General features: G+C 72.3%; 16 protein-coding genes. 5 read left to right on the top strand and 11 right to left on the bottom strand.

What is annotated here, in order from left to right; all coding sequences use genetic code 11:
* Nucleotides 1–3 precede the first annotated feature (3 nt).
* The 4 genes from ABTY62_RS01480 to ABTY62_RS01465 are packed head-to-tail and all read right to left on the bottom strand — an operon-like array spanning nt 4 to nt 3,803.
* Complete coding sequence (locus tag ABTY62_RS01480) at nt 4–873, bottom strand: ABC transporter permease (protein WP_352127282.1); 870 nt, start codon at nt 871–873, stop codon at nt 4–6.
* Entirely contained in the window at nt 833–1,687 is an 855-nt protein-coding gene (locus ABTY62_RS01475) for an ATP-binding cassette domain-containing protein (protein ID WP_352127281.1), read from the bottom strand. The genes ABTY62_RS01480 and ABTY62_RS01475 overlap by 41 nt, the downstream gene beginning before the upstream one ends.
* Nucleotides 1,684–2,139: a MarR family winged helix-turn-helix transcriptional regulator gene (locus tag ABTY62_RS01470; protein WP_352127280.1), complete on the bottom strand. Its 456-nt coding sequence runs from the start codon at nt 2,137–2,139 to the stop codon at nt 1,684–1,686. Before ABTY62_RS01470 ends, ABTY62_RS01475 begins: the two co-directional genes overlap by 4 nt.
* Nucleotides 2,140–2,174: 35 nt before the next feature.
* Nucleotides 2,175–3,803 (bottom strand): hypothetical protein, encoded by a 1,629-nt coding sequence (locus ABTY62_RS01465; RefSeq protein ID WP_352127279.1) that lies wholly within the window; start codon nt 3,801–3,803, stop codon nt 2,175–2,177.
* Nucleotides 3,804–4,083: 280 nt separating this feature from the next.
* Between ABTY62_RS01465 and ABTY62_RS01460 the strand changes: the two genes are divergently transcribed.
* A complete protein-coding gene (locus ABTY62_RS01460) occupies nt 4,084–6,639 on the top strand; it encodes a PA14 domain-containing protein (RefSeq protein WP_352127278.1) in 2,556 nt (851 codons plus the stop codon).
* A gap of 113 nt (nt 6,640–6,752) precedes the next feature.
* Here ABTY62_RS01460 and ABTY62_RS01455 read toward each other — a convergent pair whose 3' ends face one another.
* Nucleotides 6,753–7,805 (bottom strand): LacI family DNA-binding transcriptional regulator, encoded by a 1,053-nt coding sequence (locus tag ABTY62_RS01455; protein ID WP_352127277.1) that lies wholly within the window; start codon nt 7,803–7,805, stop codon nt 6,753–6,755.
* A gap of 251 nt (nt 7,806–8,056) precedes the next feature.
* Here ABTY62_RS01455 and ABTY62_RS01450 point away from each other — a divergent pair, with 251 nt between their 5' ends.
* From ABTY62_RS01450 to ABTY62_RS01440, 3 genes are all read left to right on the top strand, one after another.
* Nucleotides 8,057–8,221, top strand: a complete 165-nt coding sequence (locus ABTY62_RS01450; protein WP_352127276.1) for a hypothetical protein — start codon at nt 8,057–8,059, stop codon at nt 8,219–8,221.
* Nucleotides 8,222–8,370: 149 nt separating this feature from the next.
* Nucleotides 8,371–9,075, top strand: a complete 705-nt coding sequence (locus tag ABTY62_RS01445; RefSeq protein ID WP_352127275.1) for a response regulator transcription factor — start codon at nt 8,371–8,373, stop codon at nt 9,073–9,075.
* Nucleotides 9,072–10,562, top strand: coding sequence for a sensor histidine kinase (locus ABTY62_RS01440; protein ID WP_352127274.1), 1,491 nt, complete (start codon nt 9,072–9,074; stop codon nt 10,560–10,562). Before ABTY62_RS01445 ends, ABTY62_RS01440 begins: the two co-directional genes overlap by 4 nt.
* 46 nt (nt 10,563–10,608) lie before the next feature.
* Here the strand turns inward: ABTY62_RS01440 and ABTY62_RS01435 are convergent, their stop codons facing one another.
* Nucleotides 10,609–11,160, bottom strand: coding sequence for a TetR/AcrR family transcriptional regulator (locus tag ABTY62_RS01435; RefSeq protein WP_352127273.1), 552 nt, complete (start codon nt 11,158–11,160; stop codon nt 10,609–10,611).
* A 146-nt stretch (nt 11,161–11,306) separates the two neighbouring features.
* On the opposite strand from ABTY62_RS01435, the gene ABTY62_RS01430 reads away from it, so the two are divergent.
* Entirely contained in the window at nt 11,307–12,551 is a 1,245-nt protein-coding gene (locus tag ABTY62_RS01430; RefSeq protein ID WP_352127457.1) for an MFS transporter, read from the top strand.
* A gap of 27 nt (nt 12,552–12,578) precedes the next feature.
* Here ABTY62_RS01430 and ABTY62_RS01425 read toward each other — a convergent pair whose 3' ends face one another.
* From ABTY62_RS01425 to ureA, 5 genes are all read right to left on the bottom strand, one after another.
* Complete coding sequence (locus tag ABTY62_RS01425) at nt 12,579–14,006, bottom strand: aminobutyraldehyde dehydrogenase (RefSeq protein ID WP_352127271.1); 1,428 nt, start codon at nt 14,004–14,006, stop codon at nt 12,579–12,581.
* The gene (locus tag ABTY62_RS01420) at nt 13,999–15,669 is read right to left on the bottom strand and encodes a thiamine pyrophosphate-dependent enzyme (RefSeq protein WP_352127270.1); all 1,671 of its coding nucleotides are present in this window, start codon (nt 15,667–15,669) and stop codon (nt 13,999–14,001) included. The genes ABTY62_RS01425 and ABTY62_RS01420 overlap by 8 nt, the downstream gene beginning before the upstream one ends.
* Nucleotides 15,666–17,015, bottom strand: coding sequence for an MFS transporter (locus ABTY62_RS01415; protein WP_352127269.1), 1,350 nt, complete (start codon nt 17,013–17,015; stop codon nt 15,666–15,668). Before ABTY62_RS01415 ends, ABTY62_RS01420 begins: the two co-directional genes overlap by 4 nt.
* 104 nt (nt 17,016–17,119) lie before the next feature.
* Nucleotides 17,120–18,805, bottom strand: a complete 1,686-nt coding sequence (locus ABTY62_RS01410) for an urease subunit alpha (RefSeq protein WP_352127268.1) — start codon at nt 18,803–18,805, stop codon at nt 17,120–17,122.
* Nucleotides 18,802–19,425, bottom strand: a complete 624-nt coding sequence (gene ureA, locus ABTY62_RS01405) for an urease subunit gamma (protein ID WP_352127267.1) — start codon at nt 19,423–19,425, stop codon at nt 18,802–18,804. The genes ABTY62_RS01410 and ureA overlap by 4 nt, the downstream gene beginning before the upstream one ends.
* Nucleotides 19,426–19,471: the final 46 nt, after the last annotated feature.

The following is a 19,471-nucleotide window of genomic DNA, read 5'->3' as shown; positions in this document are numbered from 1 at the left end:
GGGTCAGCGCGCCAGCCGTCCCAGCAGCGAGGAGGCCGCCGCGATCCCGGCCCCCGCGGCCAGCACCAGGACGACGAAGTCGAGTACGAGATGGTCCGGGGTGCCGAGCAGCAGTCCGCGCAACGCGTCGACCTGATAGCTCAGCGGATTGGCGGTGCTGACGGCCTGGAGCCAGGCGGGCATGAGCGCCAGCGGATACAGCGCGTTGGAGCCGAAGAACAGCGGCATGGTGATGGCCTGCCCGATGCCCATCAGCCGGTCGCGGGTCAGCACGATCCCCGCGATGGTCATCGACAGACAGGAGAAGAAGGCCGAGCCGAGGATCACCGCGACGGCCACCCCGAGCAGCCGCAGCGGATTCCAGGTCAGCCCCACCCCGAGCAGCGCCGCGATGACGATCACCACGACCGCCTGGATCAGCGCCTTCACCCCGGCGGCGAAGGCCTTGCCGGTGATCAGGGCGGCTCGCGGGGTCGGGGTGACCAGCAGTTTGGTGAGGATCCCGGCGTCCCGCTCCCAGATGATCTGGATCCCGTAGAAGATCGCGATGAACATCGCGGACTGGGCGATGATGCCGGGCGCGAGATAGTCGATGTACGGTATGCCGCCGGTCGGTATGGCCTTGAGCCGGGTGAACGTCTCGCCGAAGATCAGCAGCCAGAGGGCGGGCTGGACGGCCCGGGTGTACAGCTCGGTGCGGTCATGTCGCAGCTTCTGCAACTCGACCACGCACATCGCGCCGACCCGCGCGGGCACCATCCGCCAGCCGGTGCGGGGGCGCGGCGGGGTCAGCAGCGGATCGGACCGGGCGTGCGGTACGAACCCGGGGGCCTCAGCCGACCCGGGACGCGGTGCGACGGGTGCTCCGGACATCGCGGAAGTCTCCTCCCTGCTCATCGAGGCCGCTGCCGGCGACATCCCGGAAGACGTCCTCCAGGGTCGGCCTCGGATCGGCCTCGCCCTCCGCCCGGCGGCGGTCGGCCAGCGCGGAGCGGAGCTCGTCGGGCGTTCCGAGGGCGTGGATCCGGCCGCGGTGCATCAGCGCGACGCGGTCGCAGTACTGGTCGGCCTCGTCCATGTAGTGCGTGGTGACCAGCACGGTCATCCCGGTGGCCGCCCGTACCGCGTTGATGTGCTCCCACACGCTGGTCCGGGCGATCGGGTCCAGGCCGATCGTCGGCTCGTCCAGCATCAGCAGCCGGGGCGCGCTGACCAGCGCCTGCGCCAGTTCGAGGCGGCGGACCATGCCACCGGAGTACGTCTTGGCGAGCCGGTCGGCCGCCGAGGTGAGGCCCACCGCCTCCAGCGCCCGCGCCACGCGGGCGGCCCGCTCCCGGCGGGTGACGTCGAAGACGCGGGCGAACAGCTCCACGTTCTCCCGGCCGGTGAGCCCGGCGTCGGCGGACAGCTGCTGCGGTACATACCCCAGCAGCCTGCGGACCGCCATCCGCTCCTTCGCCGCGTCGTGCCCGAACACCCGCACCATGCCCGCCGGGACCGGCAGCAGGGTGGTGATACAGCGGATCGCGGTGGTCTTGCCCGCTCCGTTGGGGCCGAGCAGCCCGAAGACCTCGCCGGTCCGGACCGACAGCTCCAGGCCGTCGACCGCCCTGGTCGCCCCGAACGCGTACCGCAGCCCCTCGCAGACGAGCGCGACCGGAGTGGCGCGCTCCGAGACGTCGGTCACAGCCCGTCCACCTCCTCATGAAGGTTCTCGGCCAGTTTGCGCAGCGCCGGAACGGCCGCGGCCAGCGCCGCCCGCTCGTCCTCGGACAGCCGCGCCACCTGCTCGCGGACCAGCGCCCCGCGCCGCGCCCTCCACTCCCGCAGCCGGGCCTCGGCGGCGGGGGTGGCCGTCAGCAGTCCGGAGCGCCGGTCCCCGGGATCGGTCTGGCGGTGCAGATAGCCCGCCTTCACCAGCTGGTTCACCAGGGTGGAGACCGAGTTGCCCGCGAGGTAGAGCTCCTTGGCCGCGGCCGACACCCGGATCCCGGGACGGGCCATGACCAGCCACAACAGCTCCACCTGCGCACCCCGCAGCCGCGGCTCCGTCATCCCGGCCCGCAGCCGCCGCCGGATCAGCCGCTGGACGCCGCCCAGCACATCGGCGAACGAGTCCGGGAAGTTCTCTGTGGCCACACCTCCACTTTACCTCTCAATGAGAGGTAAACGGGTCACGTCCGGCGGCCGGGACGGGCCGTCACCGATACCTCGCCGAACTTCGCCCTGCCGGTGTGCGTGGAGGTCTGGAGGCCTACGAAGCTCCTGGCCGGTATCAGGGTGGGATCGACGACGGACAGGACGATCCGGTCGTCGTCATGGAGATCCAGCCGGGAGCCGTTGAGCGTGAATCTCAGACGGTGTGTCTCGCCGGTCCTGATGTCGGAGGCGGCGCCCACACCGGCGAGTTTGGTGTTCACCCCGTTGGCCATCACGCCGATGGCGTACTCGTTCCCCCATGACGCGATGCCCGCGTAGTAGTAGCTGTCGCGGTCCGTGAAGCGGGCGAGAAGGACGTTGTCACGGTCCGCGACACGTTCGCTGACCGGTGTGACCGACGCGGACACCGCGTAGTCCAGGGAGTCGATCCGCACATTCCCCTGAAGTGTCTGGCCATGCCCGTCCGGGGCGTTGCCCAGGGACACCGCGCACCCGTCGCGCACCTCGAACGACGCGCCGTTGGGCACCTGCCAGTCCTGGGTCATGCACCACTTGGCCGGGTCGATGATCTCCAGACGGTCGTTCCGGATGGCGAGGTTGATGGTCTCGGTCCACTCGGGGAGATGGTTCTTGGTGTTGTAGTAGAGGTACTCCCTCCCCTCGTGCTCCACCACGAACTGGCGATAGATCATCCTGTCCTCGGGGCCGTCCGCCACGCCGAGGTCGAGGTCCATGGCGGTGCGGTCGAGCCGCCAGCCGATGCCGTCGCGGGAGGTCAGGCGGCCGCCCCGGGACGGGTAGTCCGCCTGCCAGCCGACGATCCGCGTCTCGTAGTCGCCGTTGCCCAGTCTGCGGACGTTGGAGCCGCCCACCCCCAAGGACGCCCATCCGCCGTCGTCCATGGGCCGGATGACGGGGTTGCCCGGATACTTCGTCCAGGGACCGGCCGGTGTCCTCGCGGTCGCGTAGCAGATGTACTCGGGTTCGCCGCCCGCGGAGGCGATCTTCCCTGCGGTGTACCACATCTTCCATAAGCGCGCGGCCGCGTCGTACATGAGGGAGGAGTTGTAGATCCAGCGGTCTTCCCAGGGCATGGTCGAGGTCAGGACGACGCCGTGCTTCTCCCAGGGTCCCGCCGGGTCGTCCGCCGTCGCATAGTGGATCTGGCCGTTCCCGTCGCCCGCCACTCCGAAGTAGGTCATGTGCCACCGGCCGTCCTGGTGGACGACGCTGGGCTGGTTGAGCGCGTTGCTCTCGGAGGGCAGGGTGGGTCTCAGCACGGGATCGGCGGCCTTGGTCCAGTGGACGCCGTCGCCGCTGGTCGCATAGCCCACGGCGTGCAGCGATCCGTACCACATCCTGAACAGCGGCCCTCCGCCCTCGCCGTACACCAGGCAGGGGTCCTGCATCAGGGAGCTCTCCCAGGGCAGTGACCGGCTCAGGATCACGCCCTGCCGTTCCCAGCCGCCGATCCGCGAGAAGTCGTCGCGCAGCACCACCTTCTCCGCGGAGCCCTGGCGCGGGGCCGCCTCCGCTCGGGGCAGGGGTCCGGCGAGTGTTCCCAGCAGCGCGCTTCCCGTGACGGCCCCGGCGCCGTGGACGAGCAGGCCACGTCTGCTGATCCCGGTGGTCTCATCGGTCATCTCGATCTCCTCACCGCGATGTCGTCGCTCGTCGCACCTGGCCTCAGCGCCGTCCCGGGATCTCCTCGGCATCGGCGGGTGCTCCTGAACCGGGAGCCTGTGCATGGTCTGGACTTACAACCGGAAGCCGTGCTCTCATGCCAACTGCTCCTGATGACAACGTTGTACAGACTGAAGCACCGAGCCGCCACCCTTCCTCAGCCAAGGAGGATTCGTGCGCATCAGATCGTTAAGTCCGTTCAGACCGCTGAGAAACCGACTCGCCCCGCTCCTCGCGGCGGTGCTGGGTGCCGCGGGACTGGCCGCCGCGCCCGCCGCGACGGCCGCGGACGATCCCGCCGAGATTCACGGCCTCAAGGGCGAGTACTACACCCAGTCCGCCCCTGGCGCCTTCGACTTCCACGAGCTCAAGGCCACCGGATTCGACCCGCAGCTCGACTTCGACTCCCTGGAGTCCCGGCTGAGTTCCGCCACCGGCCGTTCGGACGACGTCAGCGTCCGCTGGACCGGCCGGATCGTGCCGGAGAAGACCGGCCCCACCACCTTCTCGATCACCGGGGACAACGGCTTCCGCCTCTGGGTCGGCGACAAGCTCGTCATCGACCACTGGGTCGACGACTGGGACCGCGAACAGACCAGCGCGCCGGTGGAGTTGACGGCGGACACGGCGTACGACATCAAGGTCGAGTACTTCGAGCACTACGGAGGCTCCAACCTTCATGTGCGCTGGACACCGCCCGGCGGCACGAAGACACGCGTCCCGCAGTCCGCCTTCCTGCTGCCCGAGGGCTACGACTACGACGGCGCCATCGCCACCACGGTCCTGGGGGACGGCCGGACGCTGAAGCTCGACTTCGCCCAGAAGCTCCAGACGCCCCCGGCCGGGCTCACCGACCACCTGACCGCGGTGATCGGCGGCGCCACCTGGCCGCTCGGCAAGGCCCGGCTGGACCAGGCCGACCCCAAGTCGCTGCTGGTCGCGCTCGAGGAGCCCGTCGTCGGCAACAAGACCGGCACCGCACGCGGCACCGCCGACGTCCGCTACGACGGAACGGGCGGCCTCACCGGCACGACCGGCAACGTTGTCAAGCCCTTCTGGAGCAGCGGCGCCAACCACTCGACGTACGAACTGCGCACCCGGTGGGCCGATGACGTCACCCCGGCCAACGCCCACCGCGAGTACCCGAGACCGCAGCTGACCCGCGGCGACTGGAAGAACCTCAACGGCACCTGGCAGTTCGCCGCGGCCAAGTCGGGCGAACAGCCGCCGGTGGGCAGGAACCTCGCCGAGCGGATCCTCGTCCCGTACCCCGTGGAGTCCCAGCTGTCGGGCATCGAGCGGCACGAGGACCGCATGTGGTACCGGCGCACCTTCACCGTCCCGGCCGACTGGAAGATCGGCTCCGGCAAGCAGCTGCGGCTGAACTTCGGCGCGGTCGACTGGCGGACGGAGGTCTATGTCAACGGCGCCAAGGTCGCCGATCACCAGGGCGGCTACGACAAGTTCAGCGCCGACATCACCGACGCCCTCAAGCCGGGCCGCACCCAGGAGCTGATCGTCGGCGTCTACGACCCGACCGACGCCGCGAGCGGCGAGAACCCGCCCCTCGGCAAGCAGCGCCTCGACCCCAGCGGCATCTGGTACACGCCGTCCTCGGGCATCTGGCAGACGGTGTGGCTGGAGCCGGTCGCGGCCGACCATGTCGATTCGCTCAAGCTCACCCCGGATGTGGCTGCGGGCACCGTGACGGTCGAGCCGCGGGGCGTACGGGACGGTCTGCCGGTCACGGCGACGGCCTACGACGGCAAGCAGGCCGTCGCCACCGTCAGCGGGCGCAGCGGCGCCCCGCTCACCCTGAAGATCCACAACGCGCGCCTGTGGTCGCCCGACGATCCGTTCCTCTACGACCTGAAGGTGAGTGTCGGCTCCGACCGCGTCCGCAGCTACTTCGGCATGCGCTCCATCGCGGTCGAGAACGTGAACGGCACCCCGCGCACGGTCCTCAACGGCAAGCCGGTGTTCATGATGGCCACCCTCGACCAGGGCTTCTGGCCGGACGGCCTGCACACCGCGCCCAGCGACGAGGCCCTGGCCTACGACCTGCGGGCGCACAAGGAAATGGGCTTCAACTCGGTCCGCAAGCACATCAAGGTCGAACCGGACCGCTGGTTCTACTGGGCGGACCGGCTGGGCCTGCTGGTGTGGCAGGACATGCCCGCGATGACCGCGGGGGTCAACCCGGACGCGGCCTCCCGCGCCGAGTACGAGCGCGAGATGAAGCAGATGATCGACGAGCACATCAGCAGCCCGTCGGTCGTCATGTGGGTCACCTTCAACGAGGGCTGGGGCCAGTACGACATGGCCCGCATCGCCGACCAGGCCAAGGCCTGGGACCCGACCCGGCTGGTCAACAGCATGTCGGGCCTCAATCTCGGCGCGGACGGCGGCACCGGCGACATCATGGACGAACACGGCTACCCGAGCCCCGCGCTGCCCCCGCACCCGGACGGCAAGCGCGCCCAGGTCAGCGGCGAGTACGGCGGCCTCGGCCTGGCCGTGCCCGGACACGCCTGGTCGGTACAGCAGTCCTACGTCGACGTCGACCCGGCCACCTACACCGATGACTACCTGACCAAGCTGGCCGAGGTGCACGCCCTGGCCTGCAAGGGTGGCAACGGCGCGGTGTACACCCAGATCTCGGACGTCGAGGGCGAGCTCAACGGGCTGCTCACCTACGACCGCAAGGTCGTCAAGCCCGATGTACGGCGGCTCAAGGCGGCACACGAGGCGCTGATCGACGACGCGTCGCAGGCGGCCCCCGCCAACTGCGCCTGACCCCGGGCCGCCCGGCGACCTCCCCGTCTCGCCGGGCGGCCTCCGGCGATCGCCCGCGCGGTCTCGCGTGACGGACGTTGTGGGTGACGGGCCCGTGCGGCAGCCCGTGTCCGTCAGCGCGCCGGGCCGGTCGATCCGCGGATCACCAGGTGGGGGGCGAGGCTGAAGTCCCGGGTCTCGCCCTCCAGGCCCGCGTCGAGCCGTGCGACGGCGGCCTGGACGGCGAGCCGGGCCAGCTGCTCGGTGTCCTGGCGCACGGTGGTGAGGTCGATGTGCGCGAGCCGCGCGAGGCTGCTGTCGTCATAGCCCACGACCGAGACCCGGCCGGGGACGTCGACCCCGGCGCGACGCAGTTCGACGAGCAGTCCGATGGCGCACTGGTCGTTGCCCGCGACGACGGCCGTGGGAAGCTCGCCGCCCGCCAGCAGGGCGCGCGCCGCCCCGGAGCCGGACAGCTCGGTGTAGTCGCCCGGCAGCACCCGCGCCCGGCTCTCCAGCCCATGGCCCCGCATCGCGTCCAGATAGCCCGCCCGCCGCGCGGCCGCACCGGGCTGTTCGCCGCCGTCGATGTGGACGATCTCCTGATGCCCCAGCGAGACGAGGTGGTCCACGGCGAGCCGGGCGCCCTCGTCGTCGGCGGTGTGGACCGCGTCGAACACCGTCTCGTTGGGCGGGCGGCCGATCTCCACCACCGGGAGCCGGGTGCCGAAGTCGATGGTGCACGCCTCGCGCGCACCGATCAGGATCACCGCCTCGCAGCGGGAGGCGATGAGCGCCTCGACAGCGCGGCGCTCGTCGTGGCTCGGGGCCACCGCGCTGAGCGCCACGTCATAGCCGACCTCTTCGGTGGCGGCGTAGATGCTCTTGATCAGATCGGCGTGGAAGGGCTCCTCGACGCTGAACATCACCCCGATCAGCCGGCTGTTCCGGCGCCGAAGCGACCGCGCGGCCTGATCGGCGCGGTAGCCGAGCTCGGCGGCCGCCCTGAGCACACGCTCGCGGGATTCGGCGCTCGGGCCCGCCGCGTCCCGTATGACCAGCGAGGCCGTCGCCCGCGACACGCCGGCGCGGCGCGCGACGTCCAGCAGAATCGGCCGTCGCCCCGCGCCCGCCTCCGAGGGGTCGCCCTTCGAACCCGGGGGGCGGGACGCCTTTGGGGTGGACATACGACCTCCGGGGCCTCGGCTGCGGCAGGGCTTACGCCCGCACCGTCTGGCGACCAGCATAGATCGATCTAAGTCAACCCTTGACGACGAGTCACCCGAAGGCCGAACTCGTGCGGGTCTGCGACCCCGTCCCGTGGAAGCCCACGTCGATCTCCTGACCCGGGCGGTCACGGCCGTGCCGCTCTGGCGGTGGCCGACGCGGCCGAGGAGAGCCTGCGTACCGGACGCGTCGTGCCCGTCGGAGGCGCCCGATGAAGCCGGTCCGCTGGGGCATGCTCTCGACCGCCGGGATCGGCAGGGTGGTCGCCGCCGCCCTGAGGTCCTCGCCGCACGCCGAGCTGGTCGCCGTCGGCCGGCGCGACGCGGAACGCGCGTGGGGCTCCGCCACCGGCACCGCTTTCTGTGAGTTTCTGTGAGTCTCCGGCCGGCCGGCCGCCGTCACCTGCCGCTTTGCGTCGGCCGGGCCTCCCGGTTCACATGGCGCACTCATACTCGTGCGGATCCGCCCCGCAAGAGCGGAAGACTGACCGGCGGCGGACGACCGGGCGGGGACGGGACGGAACGGATGACGGCATCGGAACGGTTACTGGTGGTGGAAGACGAGCCGACGCTGCGCGAGTTGCTGTCCGCGAGCCTGCGGCTGGCCGGATTCGCGGTGGTCCCGGTCGCGACCGGCGCGCAGGCGCTGGCCGCGGTGCGGGAGCGGCGTCCCGACCTGATCGTGCTGGATGTGATGCTGCCCGACTTCGACGGCTTCGAGGTCGTCCGCCGGCTGCGCGGGCAGCATCCCGCCGCGGCGGCGGGGCATCCGCCGGTGCTGTTCCTCACCGCCCGCGATGCGGCCGAGGACAGGATCAGCGGGCTCAGAGCGGGCGGTGACGACTATGTCACCAAGCCGTTCAACCTGGAGGAGCTGGTCCTGCGCATCCGGGCCATCCTGCGCCGCACCAGCGGCCGGCAGGCCGACGGCCGGCTGGTCGTCGGCCCTCTGGAGCTGGACCCGGACAGCCATCAGGTGACCCTGGGCGGGCGCCCCGTGCAGCTCTCCCCGACCGAGTTCAGCCTGCTGCGCGTGCTGATGGAGAACGCCGGGCAGGTGCTGTCGAAGTCCCAGCTCCTGGAGCTGGTCTGGCAGTACGACTTCGGGGGCGACGACAGCATCGTCGCCTCGTACATCAGCTATCTGCGGCGCAAGGTGGACCTGGACGAGCCGAAGCTGATCCATACGGTGCGCGGCACCGGTTATGTGCTGCGCAGGCCCCGGCGGTGAGCGGACGCCCGGCGCATGCGCACGGTCTGCGCGGGCGGCTCTCGCTGCGCGGGCGGCTGCTGGCGATCTCCCTGCTGCTTCTCGTGGTCGCCCTGCTCGGCAGCAACGCCCTGGTCGTCGTCCTGCTCCAGCGAGACCTGGTACGTCAGCTGGACGACCGGCTCCGCACCGCCGCCACGGTCACCGCGGGCCTCACCGACCTGTCCGACGTGGCGGGCGACCGGGCTCCGCGGGTGCGCGCCACCGTGGAGCAGCACCTCACCGGCGATGTCTATCTCGCCTATCTCGGCCGCAGCGGCCGCGTGGAGCGGGTCGTCCGACCGGCCGTACGGAGCGCTCCAGCGCTGCCCCCGCTCGACGCGGCGGCGGTCGCCGAACGCGACAGCAGGCCCTTCGAGGTCCCGGCCGTCGACGGCGACGAGTCCTGGCGGGTGATCGCCGTTCCGCTCGACGCGCCGGGGGAACCGAACGGCCGCAGCGTCGTCATCGCCGGCTCGCTCGCCCAGGTCGACGCGACCATGACGCAGCTCGGCGCCCGGGTGCTGCTGATCGACTCCCTGGTGCTGGCCCTGCTCGGGGTGGCCGGGTGGTTCGCCGTGCGCGCCGGGCTGCGTCCGCTGCGCCGGATCGAGACCACCGCGGCGGCCATCGCGGACGGCGATCTGTCCAGCCGGGTCCCGGAGTTGGCCGCCTCCCGCACCGAACTCGGCCGGCTGGCCGCGGCGCTCAACGGCATGCTGGACCGGATCGAGGCGAGTGACGCCGCGCGGGCGGCCGCCGCCGAGCTGATGCGCCGGTTCATCGCGGACGCCGGCCACGAACTGCGCACCCCCCTCTTCGGCATCAAGGGGTTCACCGAGCTGTACCGGATGGGCGGCCTGCCCGAGCGGGCCGATGTCGACGCCGCGATGAGCCGCATCGAGCGGGAAGCGGCACGGCTGGTGCGGCTGGTCGAAGACCTGCTGCTGCTGGCCCGCCTCGACGAGCACACCGCCGCCGCGGGGATCCCGCTCCGGCTCACCCCCATGGACCTGCGCACCCTGGCCGCCGACGCGCTGCATGACCTCCGCGCGCTCGATCCACGGCGCACCGTCACCCTCACCGGCCCCGGCGGCGGCCCGCCGGGGGGCGCCCCGGTGCTCGGCGACGAGGCGAGACTGCGGCAGGTGACCTCCAACCTCGTCGGCAACGCGGCGGCCCACACCCCGTCCGGCACCCCGGTGCGGATCGGCGTCGGCGCCCAGGGCGGCCTGGCGGTTCTGGAGCTCCAGGACGAGGGTCCGGGGATGTCCGAGGAGCAGGCCGCCCGTGCCTTCGACCGCTTCTACCGCGCGGACGACGCCCGCGGCCGCACCGAGAGCGGGGGCGCGGGCCTCGGTCTCGCGATCGTCGACTCGCTGGTGACGGCCCACCACGGCCGGGTGGAGGTCCGCACGGCCCCGGGTGAGGGCGCCACCTTCCGGTTACTCCTCCCCCTGCACGGCTGAGCGCCCCACGGACCCTGCCGGGACGGGACCGCGGGACCGCCCGCCGTCACTCGGCCTTGGCGCTCTCCCCTTCGGTCAACTCGGCCAGCCGGTCCCGCAGGGCCGCCCTGACCGGTTCCGGGAGCGGGATCTGGCTGGTGGCCTCCAGCAGCCACAGGCCGTCGACGGCGAGCCGCGCGAGAAGCAGGTCGATGTCGTGCGGCTCGGCGGAGGCGGGAGGCGGCGCCCAGCGGGTGATGTGGTCGTCCCAGACAGCGGCGAGCTCCGGGCTGGCCGCCGACTCGACCATGAAGGCGAGGTCGGCCTTGCTCGCCCCGCCCTGGGCGCCCACCCGGGTGTACGCCGCCACGGTCTCCCGCTCGGTCGCCTCCTCCAGCGGCTTGCCCAGTTCCGCTTCGAGCAGCTCCTCCCAGCTCCGGGTCAGATGCTTCTGAATGGCCACCAGCAGAGCGTCCCGAGTGCGGAAGTGGTACATCAGTCCACCCTTGGTGACGCCGGCCTCCTCGGCCGCCGACTCCAGGGTGAGGCCGGTGATCCCGTCCCGCTCCGTCACACGGATCGCGGCATCCAGGATCACGTTCTTCTGACTCGGTCGCATACCGTCACCGTAGCGTCCGGACGGTGCGGTTCTGAATGTGCGACCGTCTCGGTCAGGAGCCGGCGGCGAGAAAGACCTTGTCCGCTGCGGCCGCCGAACACCATGATGTTTGCGTGAACATCGGACAGGACGGGGACGCGCGGCGGATGCCCGCCGGGTTGATCGCGCTCGGGCTCGGCAGCTTCGGGATCGGTCTGACCGAGTTCGTGATCGCGGGCCTGCTGCCCCAGGTGAGCCGCGACCTGGAGGTGTCCGAGGCCGCGGCCGGGTGGCTCATCTCGGCATACGCCCTGAGCGTCGCGGTCGGCGCCATCCTGCTGACCGCCGCCACCACCCGCCTCCACCGCAAGGCCGTCCTCGTCGGGCTGATGGCTCTGTTCGTCCTCGGCAACCTGCTGTCCGCCGTCGCGCCCAGCTACGCCGTGGCGATGCTCGGCCGCGTCGTCGCCGCCCTGTGCCACGGCTCCTTCTTCGGCATCGGCTCGCTCGTCGCCCGCCGCATGGTCCCGCCGGAGCGGGCCTCGCGCGCGGTCGCCGTGATGTTCGCCGGGCTGACGGTCGCCAACGTGCTGGGCGTGCCGTTCGGCGCCCTGGTCGGCGAACGCTGGGGCTGGCGCGCCACGTTCTGGGCGATCACCGGAATCGGCGTGCTGGCCGTGGCCGCCATCGCGGTGTGGGTCCCGGCCTGGGCGGGCGCTGTGGACCAGGCCCACCGGACGGGCGGCCTGCGCCCCCAGCTACGCGCCTTCCGTTCCTGGCAGGTCTGGCTGACCCTCGCCGCCACCGCCCTCGGCTACGGCGGCATGTTCGGGGCGTTCAGCTATATCGCGTACACCTTCACCGAGGTCACCGGCTTCTCCGACGCCGATGTCGCCTGGCTGCTCGTCGTCTACGGCAGCGGCCTGGTGATCGGCAACATCGTCGGGGGCCGGGCCGCCGACCGTGACCGCGACCGCACGCTGATCGTGTCCCTGGCGGGACTCGCCGCCACGCTCGCGGCGTTCGGGCTGCTGGCCGACGGCCGGGTCGCGTCGGTGGTCCTGGTCTTCCTGATGGGCGTCTTCGGGTTCGCTGCCGTCCCCGGCATGATCACCCGGGTCACGGACGCCGCCGGCGGCGCGCCGCTCGCCGCCAGTGCCAACGTCTCGGCCTCCAACGTCGGCAACGCCCTGGGCGCCTGGCTCGGCGGCCTCGCGATCAGCGCCGGCCTGGGCTACGCCGCGCCGCTGTACGTGGGCGCCGCGATCGTGACGCTCGGCCTCGCCGTCATGGTGGTCACCGCCCGCACCGCCCCTGCCGCCTCGCCTCCGGCCGCCGCGCCCGCTCCGGCGGCCGGGCCTGCTCCGGTGGCCGGTCACGCCCAACTGGACCGGGCTCGCCGGCCCGGCTGAGTGCGGTACGGGCGGGCGGGCGGTGGCTCAGGGCGCGGCGTGGGAGATCATCACGTGCTTGACCCGCGTGTAGTCGTCGAATCCGTAGCGGCTGAGGTCACGCCCGGCGCCGGACTGCTTGTAGCCGCCGTGGGGCAGCTCGGCCACGATCACCTGGTGGCAGTTGAGCCAGACGCAGCCGAAGTCCAGTTCCGCCCCGATCCGGGTCGCGCGGCCCAGGTCGGTGGTCCAGACGCTGGACGCCAGTCCGTAGTCGACGCCGTTGGCCAGCGCCAGGGCCTCCTCCTCGGTGTCGAAGGGCTGGACGGTGACGACCGGGCCGAAGGTCTCCCGCTGGACCACGGCGTCGTCCTGCCGTACGCCGGAGACCACGGTCGGGGCGAAGAAGTGGCCGGGGCGGTCGAGCCGGGTGCCGCCGGTCTCCACCACGGCGTGGGCGGGCAGCCCGGCGACGACCGACGCCACCCGTTCGGCCTGGTCCGCGTTGTTCAGCGGACCGTAGAACGCCTCCTCCGACGGCGCGCCGGTGCGGGTGTCGCGGGCGGCCGCGACGAGGGCCGCGAGGAGCGCGTCATGGGCCTCGCGCTGGACGAGCACCCGGGTGACGGCCGTACAGTCCTGGCCCGCGTTGAAGAACGCGGCGTCGGCGAGGGCACGGGCGGTGCGCACCGGGTCGACGTCGGCGAAGACGATCGCGGGGGCCTTGCCGCCGAGTTCCAGGTGGACGTTCTTCAGATCGGCCGCGGCGGCGCTCATGACCTCGGCTCCGGCCCGGGTGCTGCCCGTGATGGCCACCATGTCGACATCCGGGTGCGAGACCAGGGCCCGGCCGGTGTCCCGGTCGCCGCAGACGATGTTGACGACGCCGGGCAGGAAGACGCGGGCGGCCAGCTCGCCGAGGAGCACGGTGGACCACGGTGTGGTGTCGGAGGGCTTCAGGACGACCGTGTTCCCGGCCGCCAGGGCCGGGCCGAGCTTCCACACCGCCATCATCAGCGGGTAGTTCCACGGGGTCACCTGGCCGATGACACCGACCGGCTCCCGCCGGAGGTAGGAGGTGTGGCCCTCGGCGTACTCCCCCGCGGCCAGCCCTTCCAGGACCCGGGCGGCCCCGGCGAAGAAGCGCAGCTGGTCCACGCACCGGTCGACCTCCGCCGCGCGGGTGGTCTCCCGTGGTTTGCCGGTGCTCCGCACCTCCGCGTCCAACAGGCGGTCGGCGTTCTCGGCGAACAGGTCGGCCAGGCGCAGCAGGGCGGCCTGACGCTCGGCCGGTGTGGTGCGGCGCCAGGTGGTGAAGGCGCGGCGGGCGGCGGCGACCGCGGTGTCGACGTCGGCGGCGGTCGACCGGGGCGCGGTGCCGTAGATCTCGCAGGTCGCGGGGTCGGTGAGGGTCATGCGCCCGGTCACGGCCACGGTTTCGCCGTCGACGATGTTGTGCAGGGTCAGATCAGCCATCCTGGTGCTCCTTGCCGGGGCGGGCGACGGTTTCTCCTGGGGCCAGCCGGCCCTCGGTCCTGAGCTCGATCAGGGCGGCGGTGCCGCCGGCGAGCGCGCGGTCGAGGGCGGGGGCGAACTCCTCGGTGGCGGTGACGGTTTCGCCGTGGGCGCCAAAGGCGCGGGCGTACGCCGCGAAGTCGGGGTTGACCAGCCCGGTGCCGCTGACCCGGCCGGGGTAGTGCTGCTCCTGGTGCTGCCGGATGGTGCCGTACGTGCCGTTGGCGACGACGAGCACGAGCGGGGCGGCGCCTTCCGCCACCGCCGTGGCGAGTTCCTGGCCGTTCATCAGGAAGCAGCCGTCGCCGGCGACGGAGACCACCTGGCGGCCGGGGTGGGCGATGGCCGCCGCCACCGCGGCGGGGATGCCGTATCCCATGGAGCCGTTGCGCGGGGCGAGCTGGCGGGCGCCGTCGCGGTAGGTGAGGAAGCGCTGGGCCCACAGGGCGTGGTTTCCGGCGCCGAAGGTGACGATGGTGTCGTGCGGCAGGCGGGAGTCCAGCTCGGCGAAGACGGCGCCGAGGTCCAGCCGGTCGTCGTCGTGGACCGGTGCGCGGTGGGCGAGGTGCGCGGCACGGTCCTCCTTGGTCCGCGCGGCCCACGGCACGGGCGCGGCGGGGCGCAGGTTCCGTACGGCCAGCCCGAAGGCCTGCGGCGCGGCGAGCAGGGTGAGGTCGGGGGCGCGGAGCAGCCCGGGGGCCCCGGCCTCGGGGAGGGCGAGCACGACGCGCGGTTGCCTCCCGTCGGCGGTCAGCAGGGTGAAGCCGTCCGTGGTGACGTCACCGGGGGCGGCGCCGACGCAGATCAGCAGGTCGGCGTCGCGGAGCCGGGTGGCCAGCGCGTCGGATCTGCCGTAGCCGAGGGCTCCGGCGTAGACCTCGCTGTCGTTGTCGAGGAGGTCCTGGCAGCGGAAGTCGACCGCGACCGGCAGCGACCACGCTTCGGCCCAGTCCCGGAGGTCCGCCCGGGCCCCGGGGGTCCAGCGGCTGCCGCCGAGCACCACGAGCGGGCGCTCGGCTGCGTTCAACAGCTCCGCGAGCGTGTCCAGTTGGGCGGTCGAGACGGCGCCTTCGGGCGCGGGCACCGGGGCCGCGTCGGACACCCGTACCGTGTCGGTCAGCATGTCCTCGGGCAGTCCGAGGACGACCGGGCCGGGCCGTCCGCCGGTGGCGGTGGCGAAGGCACGGGCGATGTACTCGGGGATCCGGGCCGCGTCGTCGATGGTCTCGACGCGCTTGGCGCAGGCGCCGAAGGTGGCGCGCAGATCGAGCTCCTGGAAGGAGCGGCGGTCGGTGTGGCCGCGCGGCACCAGCCCGACGAAGAGCACGAGCGGGGTGGCGTCCTGCTCGGCGGTGTGCAGGGCGACCAGGGCGTTGGTGGCGCCGGGGCCACGGGTGGTGAAGCACACCCCGGGGCGGCCGGTGAGCTTCCCGTGCGCCTCGGCCATATAGGCCGCGCCGCCCTCGTGGCGGCAGACGACCATCCGGACGGACGCGTCGTGGAGGGCGTCGAGCGCGGCGAGATAGCTCTCTCCGGGGACGCCGTACACGGTGTCCACACCGTGCCGGATGAGCTGGTCGATCAGGACCTGCCCGCCGGTGCGGGCGGGGTACTGCGGTGTCATGCGGTGGCCTTCACGGTTGCGGGGTGTTCCGGTGAGGAGGAGCCGAGGCGGCGCTGGAGCGGCGGTCCGGCGAGGTAGGAGCCGGTCGCCGTGCAGGCCGCGATGAGGATCAGGAGCAGCGCCACGCCCCAGGAGGCGCCGTTGGCGAGGCCGGTCAGCCATGCGGCGACCAGGGGCACCAGGCCGCCCAGCACACCGGCGAGGTTGTACGACATGGCGACCGCGCTGTAGCGCACGGTGTCGGGGAACATCCCGGTGACGACGGCGCCGATGGCCGCGTACGGGATGGAGATGGCGGCCACGCCGAGGGAGACACCGAGCAGCACGGACCCGGTCTGCCGGGTGTCGATGAGCCAGAAGGCGGGGAAGGCCGCCAGCACGGAGACGACGCCGCCGACGGCGCACACCTTCCAGGCGCCCACCCGGTCGGCGAGCCGCCCGGCGATCACGATGACGGCGATCTCGGCGACGGCCGCGAGCAGGGTGGCGTTGATCATCACGGACTTGCCGATGCCGAGTCGCTCGGTGCCGTAGGAGATGACGTATGTGGTCAGCAGGAAGAAGCCGCCGATGCCGAGGAAGGCCGCGGCCACTCCGATGAGCATGCGCCCCCAGGCCGTGCGGAACGCCTCGACCAGCGGGGCGGACGGCGGCCCGTCGCGCTCGGCGTCGGCGTGCATGGCACGGAAGACCGGGGACTCCTCGATGCGCAGCCGCAGATAGAGGGCGAAGCCGAGCAGGGCGAAGGCGGCCAGGAAGGGGATGCGCCAGCCCCAGGAGTAGAAGGCGTCGTCGGGCAACATCCCCACCAGGGCGAAGGCGCCGCTGGAGAGCAACGTGCCGACGGGCGAGCCGAGTTGGGGGACGGAGGAGTAGCTGCCGTGCTTCTCCTTCGGGGTGTGTTCCAGGGTGAGCAGCATGGCGCCGCTCCACTCGCCGCCGACCGAGATGCCCTGGAGAAAGCGGAGGGTGGCGAGCAGGGCGGGTGCCCAGACACCGATCGCGTCATAGTCCGGGAGCAGTCCGATGCAGCCGGTGGAGGCGCCCATCAGGACGACGGTGATGATGAGCGCCGCCTTGCGTCCGTAGCGGTCGCCGATGTGTCCGAAGATGGCGGCGCCGATCGGCCGGGCGAGGAATCCGACGGCGAAGGTGACGAACGAGGCGATGGTGGCGGTCGTCGGGTCGAGGGAGGGGAAGAAGAGCTTGTTGAAGACGAGAGCGGCGGCGGTGCCGTAGAGGAAGTAGTCGTACCACTCCAGGGCGGTGCCGATGAACGCGGCGGACAGCAGCCGCTTGATGTCTCTGGGGCTCGGGCCGGGTGGTTGCGTCGTCGTGGTGCTCACGGGGTCTCCATGGGGACGGAGGGGCCGCGCCGCGCGGGCAGGCTGCGGCCTGGGCTGGAGGTGGAGGTGGGAGTGGGGCTGGGGATGGCGCGGAGCGCCGCCGGTCAGGCCAGGTGGTGGAGCTGGGCGAGCGGCAGTTCGAGGGCGGGGTCGGTGGTGGTGGGCACACCGTCCACGAGGACGGGCGCGGGCTCACGGGGCACTTCCACCCGCGGGGTCGCGGTGTTGTGGAGCATGTCGGCTCGGGTCAGCCCGCGGGCGCCGCGCACCGCCGCGTAGCGCAGCCCGCCGGGGAGGGCGGCGCGGGCCCTGGTGTCGTCGAGCGCGGCCTGGGCGACGAAGATCCGCGACAGCCGGGACGGTGCGCCGCCGAGGCCGCCGAAATACGGGCCGTAGGCGCGGGGCTGGGTCAGCCGCGTCGACCCCGAGCCGGAGCCGCTGTTGCCCCAGGCCACGAAGCCGCCCTTGAGGACGAGTTCGGGCTTGGTGCCGAACCAGGCCGGATGCCACAGCACGAGGTCGGCGAGGCGTCCGGGCCGGAGGGTGCCGACCTCGTGGGCGAGGCCGTGGGCGATCGCCGGGTTGAGGGTGATCTTGGCGAGATAGCGCAGCACCCGCTCGTTGGCGGGCCGCTCCACTCCGCCCTCGCCGGCGCGCAGCGCCTGGACATGGGCGAGCTGCCAGGTGCGCCGTACGGTCTCGGCGATGCGGCCCATGCCCATCGAGTCGGAGTTGACGATGCTGATGGCGCCGAGGTCGTGCAGCGCGTTCTCGGCGGCGATGGCGTGGCCGCGGATGCGGCCGCGGGAGATCTCGACGTCGGTGTCCACGTGATGGTTCTGCCGGTGCACGGTCATCGTCATCGGGAACAGCTCGCCGACGGTGTTCGCCGTGTACGGGATGGTGGGGGTGGTCGAGGAGGGCAGGATGTTCGGCTCGGAGAGGATCTCCAGCAGATCGGGGTGCCCGCCGCCGCCCTCGACGTGGTACGCGTGCACGGTGCGGCCGCGTGTCGCGCTCACGGTGTCGCGCAGATAGCCGGATTCGTTCATCGAGTCGGTGTGCAGCGCGACGGGCAGGTCGGCGTGTTCGGCCGTGGTCAGGCAGGTGTCGATGATGCGCGGGGTGGCGCCGAAGTCCTCATGGATCTTGAAGCCGCCGGCCCCGGCCAGCACCGACTCGTCCAGCAGGGCGCGGGAACTGGAGGAACCGCGGCCGAGGAAGGCGACGTTGAGCGGGGTGCCGCGCCAGGAGCTCATGAGGGTGTGCAGATTGTGGGCCGGGTTGCAGCCGATGTCCCAGACCCCGCCGAGCCCCATGCCCACGACCGTGGTGACGCCGGAGGCGAGCGCGGCGGGGGCCACCTGTGGGGAGGACAGATGCACATGGCTGTCCACGATCCCGGGGGTGGCGATGAGCCCCTCCCCCGTGACCACCGCGGTGTGCGAGTCGATGGCGAAGTCCACGGGCCTCAGATCGGGGTTGCCGACCCCGCCGACCGCGACGATCCGCCCGTCCTTGACCCCGATGTCGGTCTTGCGGACGCCGAGGACGGGGTCGAGCAGCACCACGCTGGAGACCACCAGGTCCAGGGCCGAGTCCCGGTCGGAGCGCGGGGAGGCCAGCAGTCCGTCGCGGACGGTCTTGCCGCAGCCGCCGAGCAGTTCGTCGCCGGGGGTGCCGTCGTCGGTCTCCACCTCGATCCACAGACAGGTGTCGCCCAGGCGGACACGGTCACCGGTGGTGGGGCCGTAGAGGGCGTTGTAGGTGCGCCGGTCGAGCCGTGTCACGCCGACTCCTCCTGTTCGTCCGCGTCGTGGTGGGCGGCCGCGCCGTCGTGGCGGGAGGCCACCAGGTCCACCTCGCGGGCGGTCCCCGGCTCGAAGGCCAGGGCCGTCCCCGCCGCGATGTCCAGCCGCATCCCGGCGGCGGCCGCGCGGTCCAGTTCGAGGGCGGGGTTGGCCTCGGCGAGCGGGTAGTGCGAGGAGAGGTAGACGGTGCGGTCGCCGTTGTTACGGATCGTCAGCCGCAGCCGGGGCCGCCCCGCGTTGATCACCACCGGCTCCGCGGCCGGGCGGACCGCGCCGGGAGCTGGGCCCTCGCCACCGCCCGCGATCGGGTTCTCCACCGCGACCAGGGCCGTTCCGCTCGGGAACAGCGCCTCGACCTGGACCGTACCCACGAGCGCGGGCACGCCCTCCAGTACGTCGTCCACGGTCAGCAACGACCGCCCGACCTCGATCACCTCGTCCAGGCTCGCCCCGTCCCAGGCCGCCTCCAGCATCTCGTCGCAGATGAGGGCGATGGCCTCCGGGGCGTTCAGCCGCCGGCCGCGCGCACGGCGGCGGCGGGCCATCTCGGCGACGGTGAAGAGCTGGACACGCTCCACTTCGCGAGGGGTCAGATGCACTGCGGTGACCTCCTGGACGGTAGACCCCGCCGCGTGTCGCCCGGGG

This window comes from Streptomyces sp. NPDC097640 (assembly GCF_040302705.1).
In the GTDB taxonomy this organism is placed as follows: Bacteria; Actinomycetota; Actinomycetes; order Streptomycetales; family Streptomycetaceae; genus Streptomyces.
This window is presented reverse-complemented; position numbering and strand designations above follow the sequence as displayed.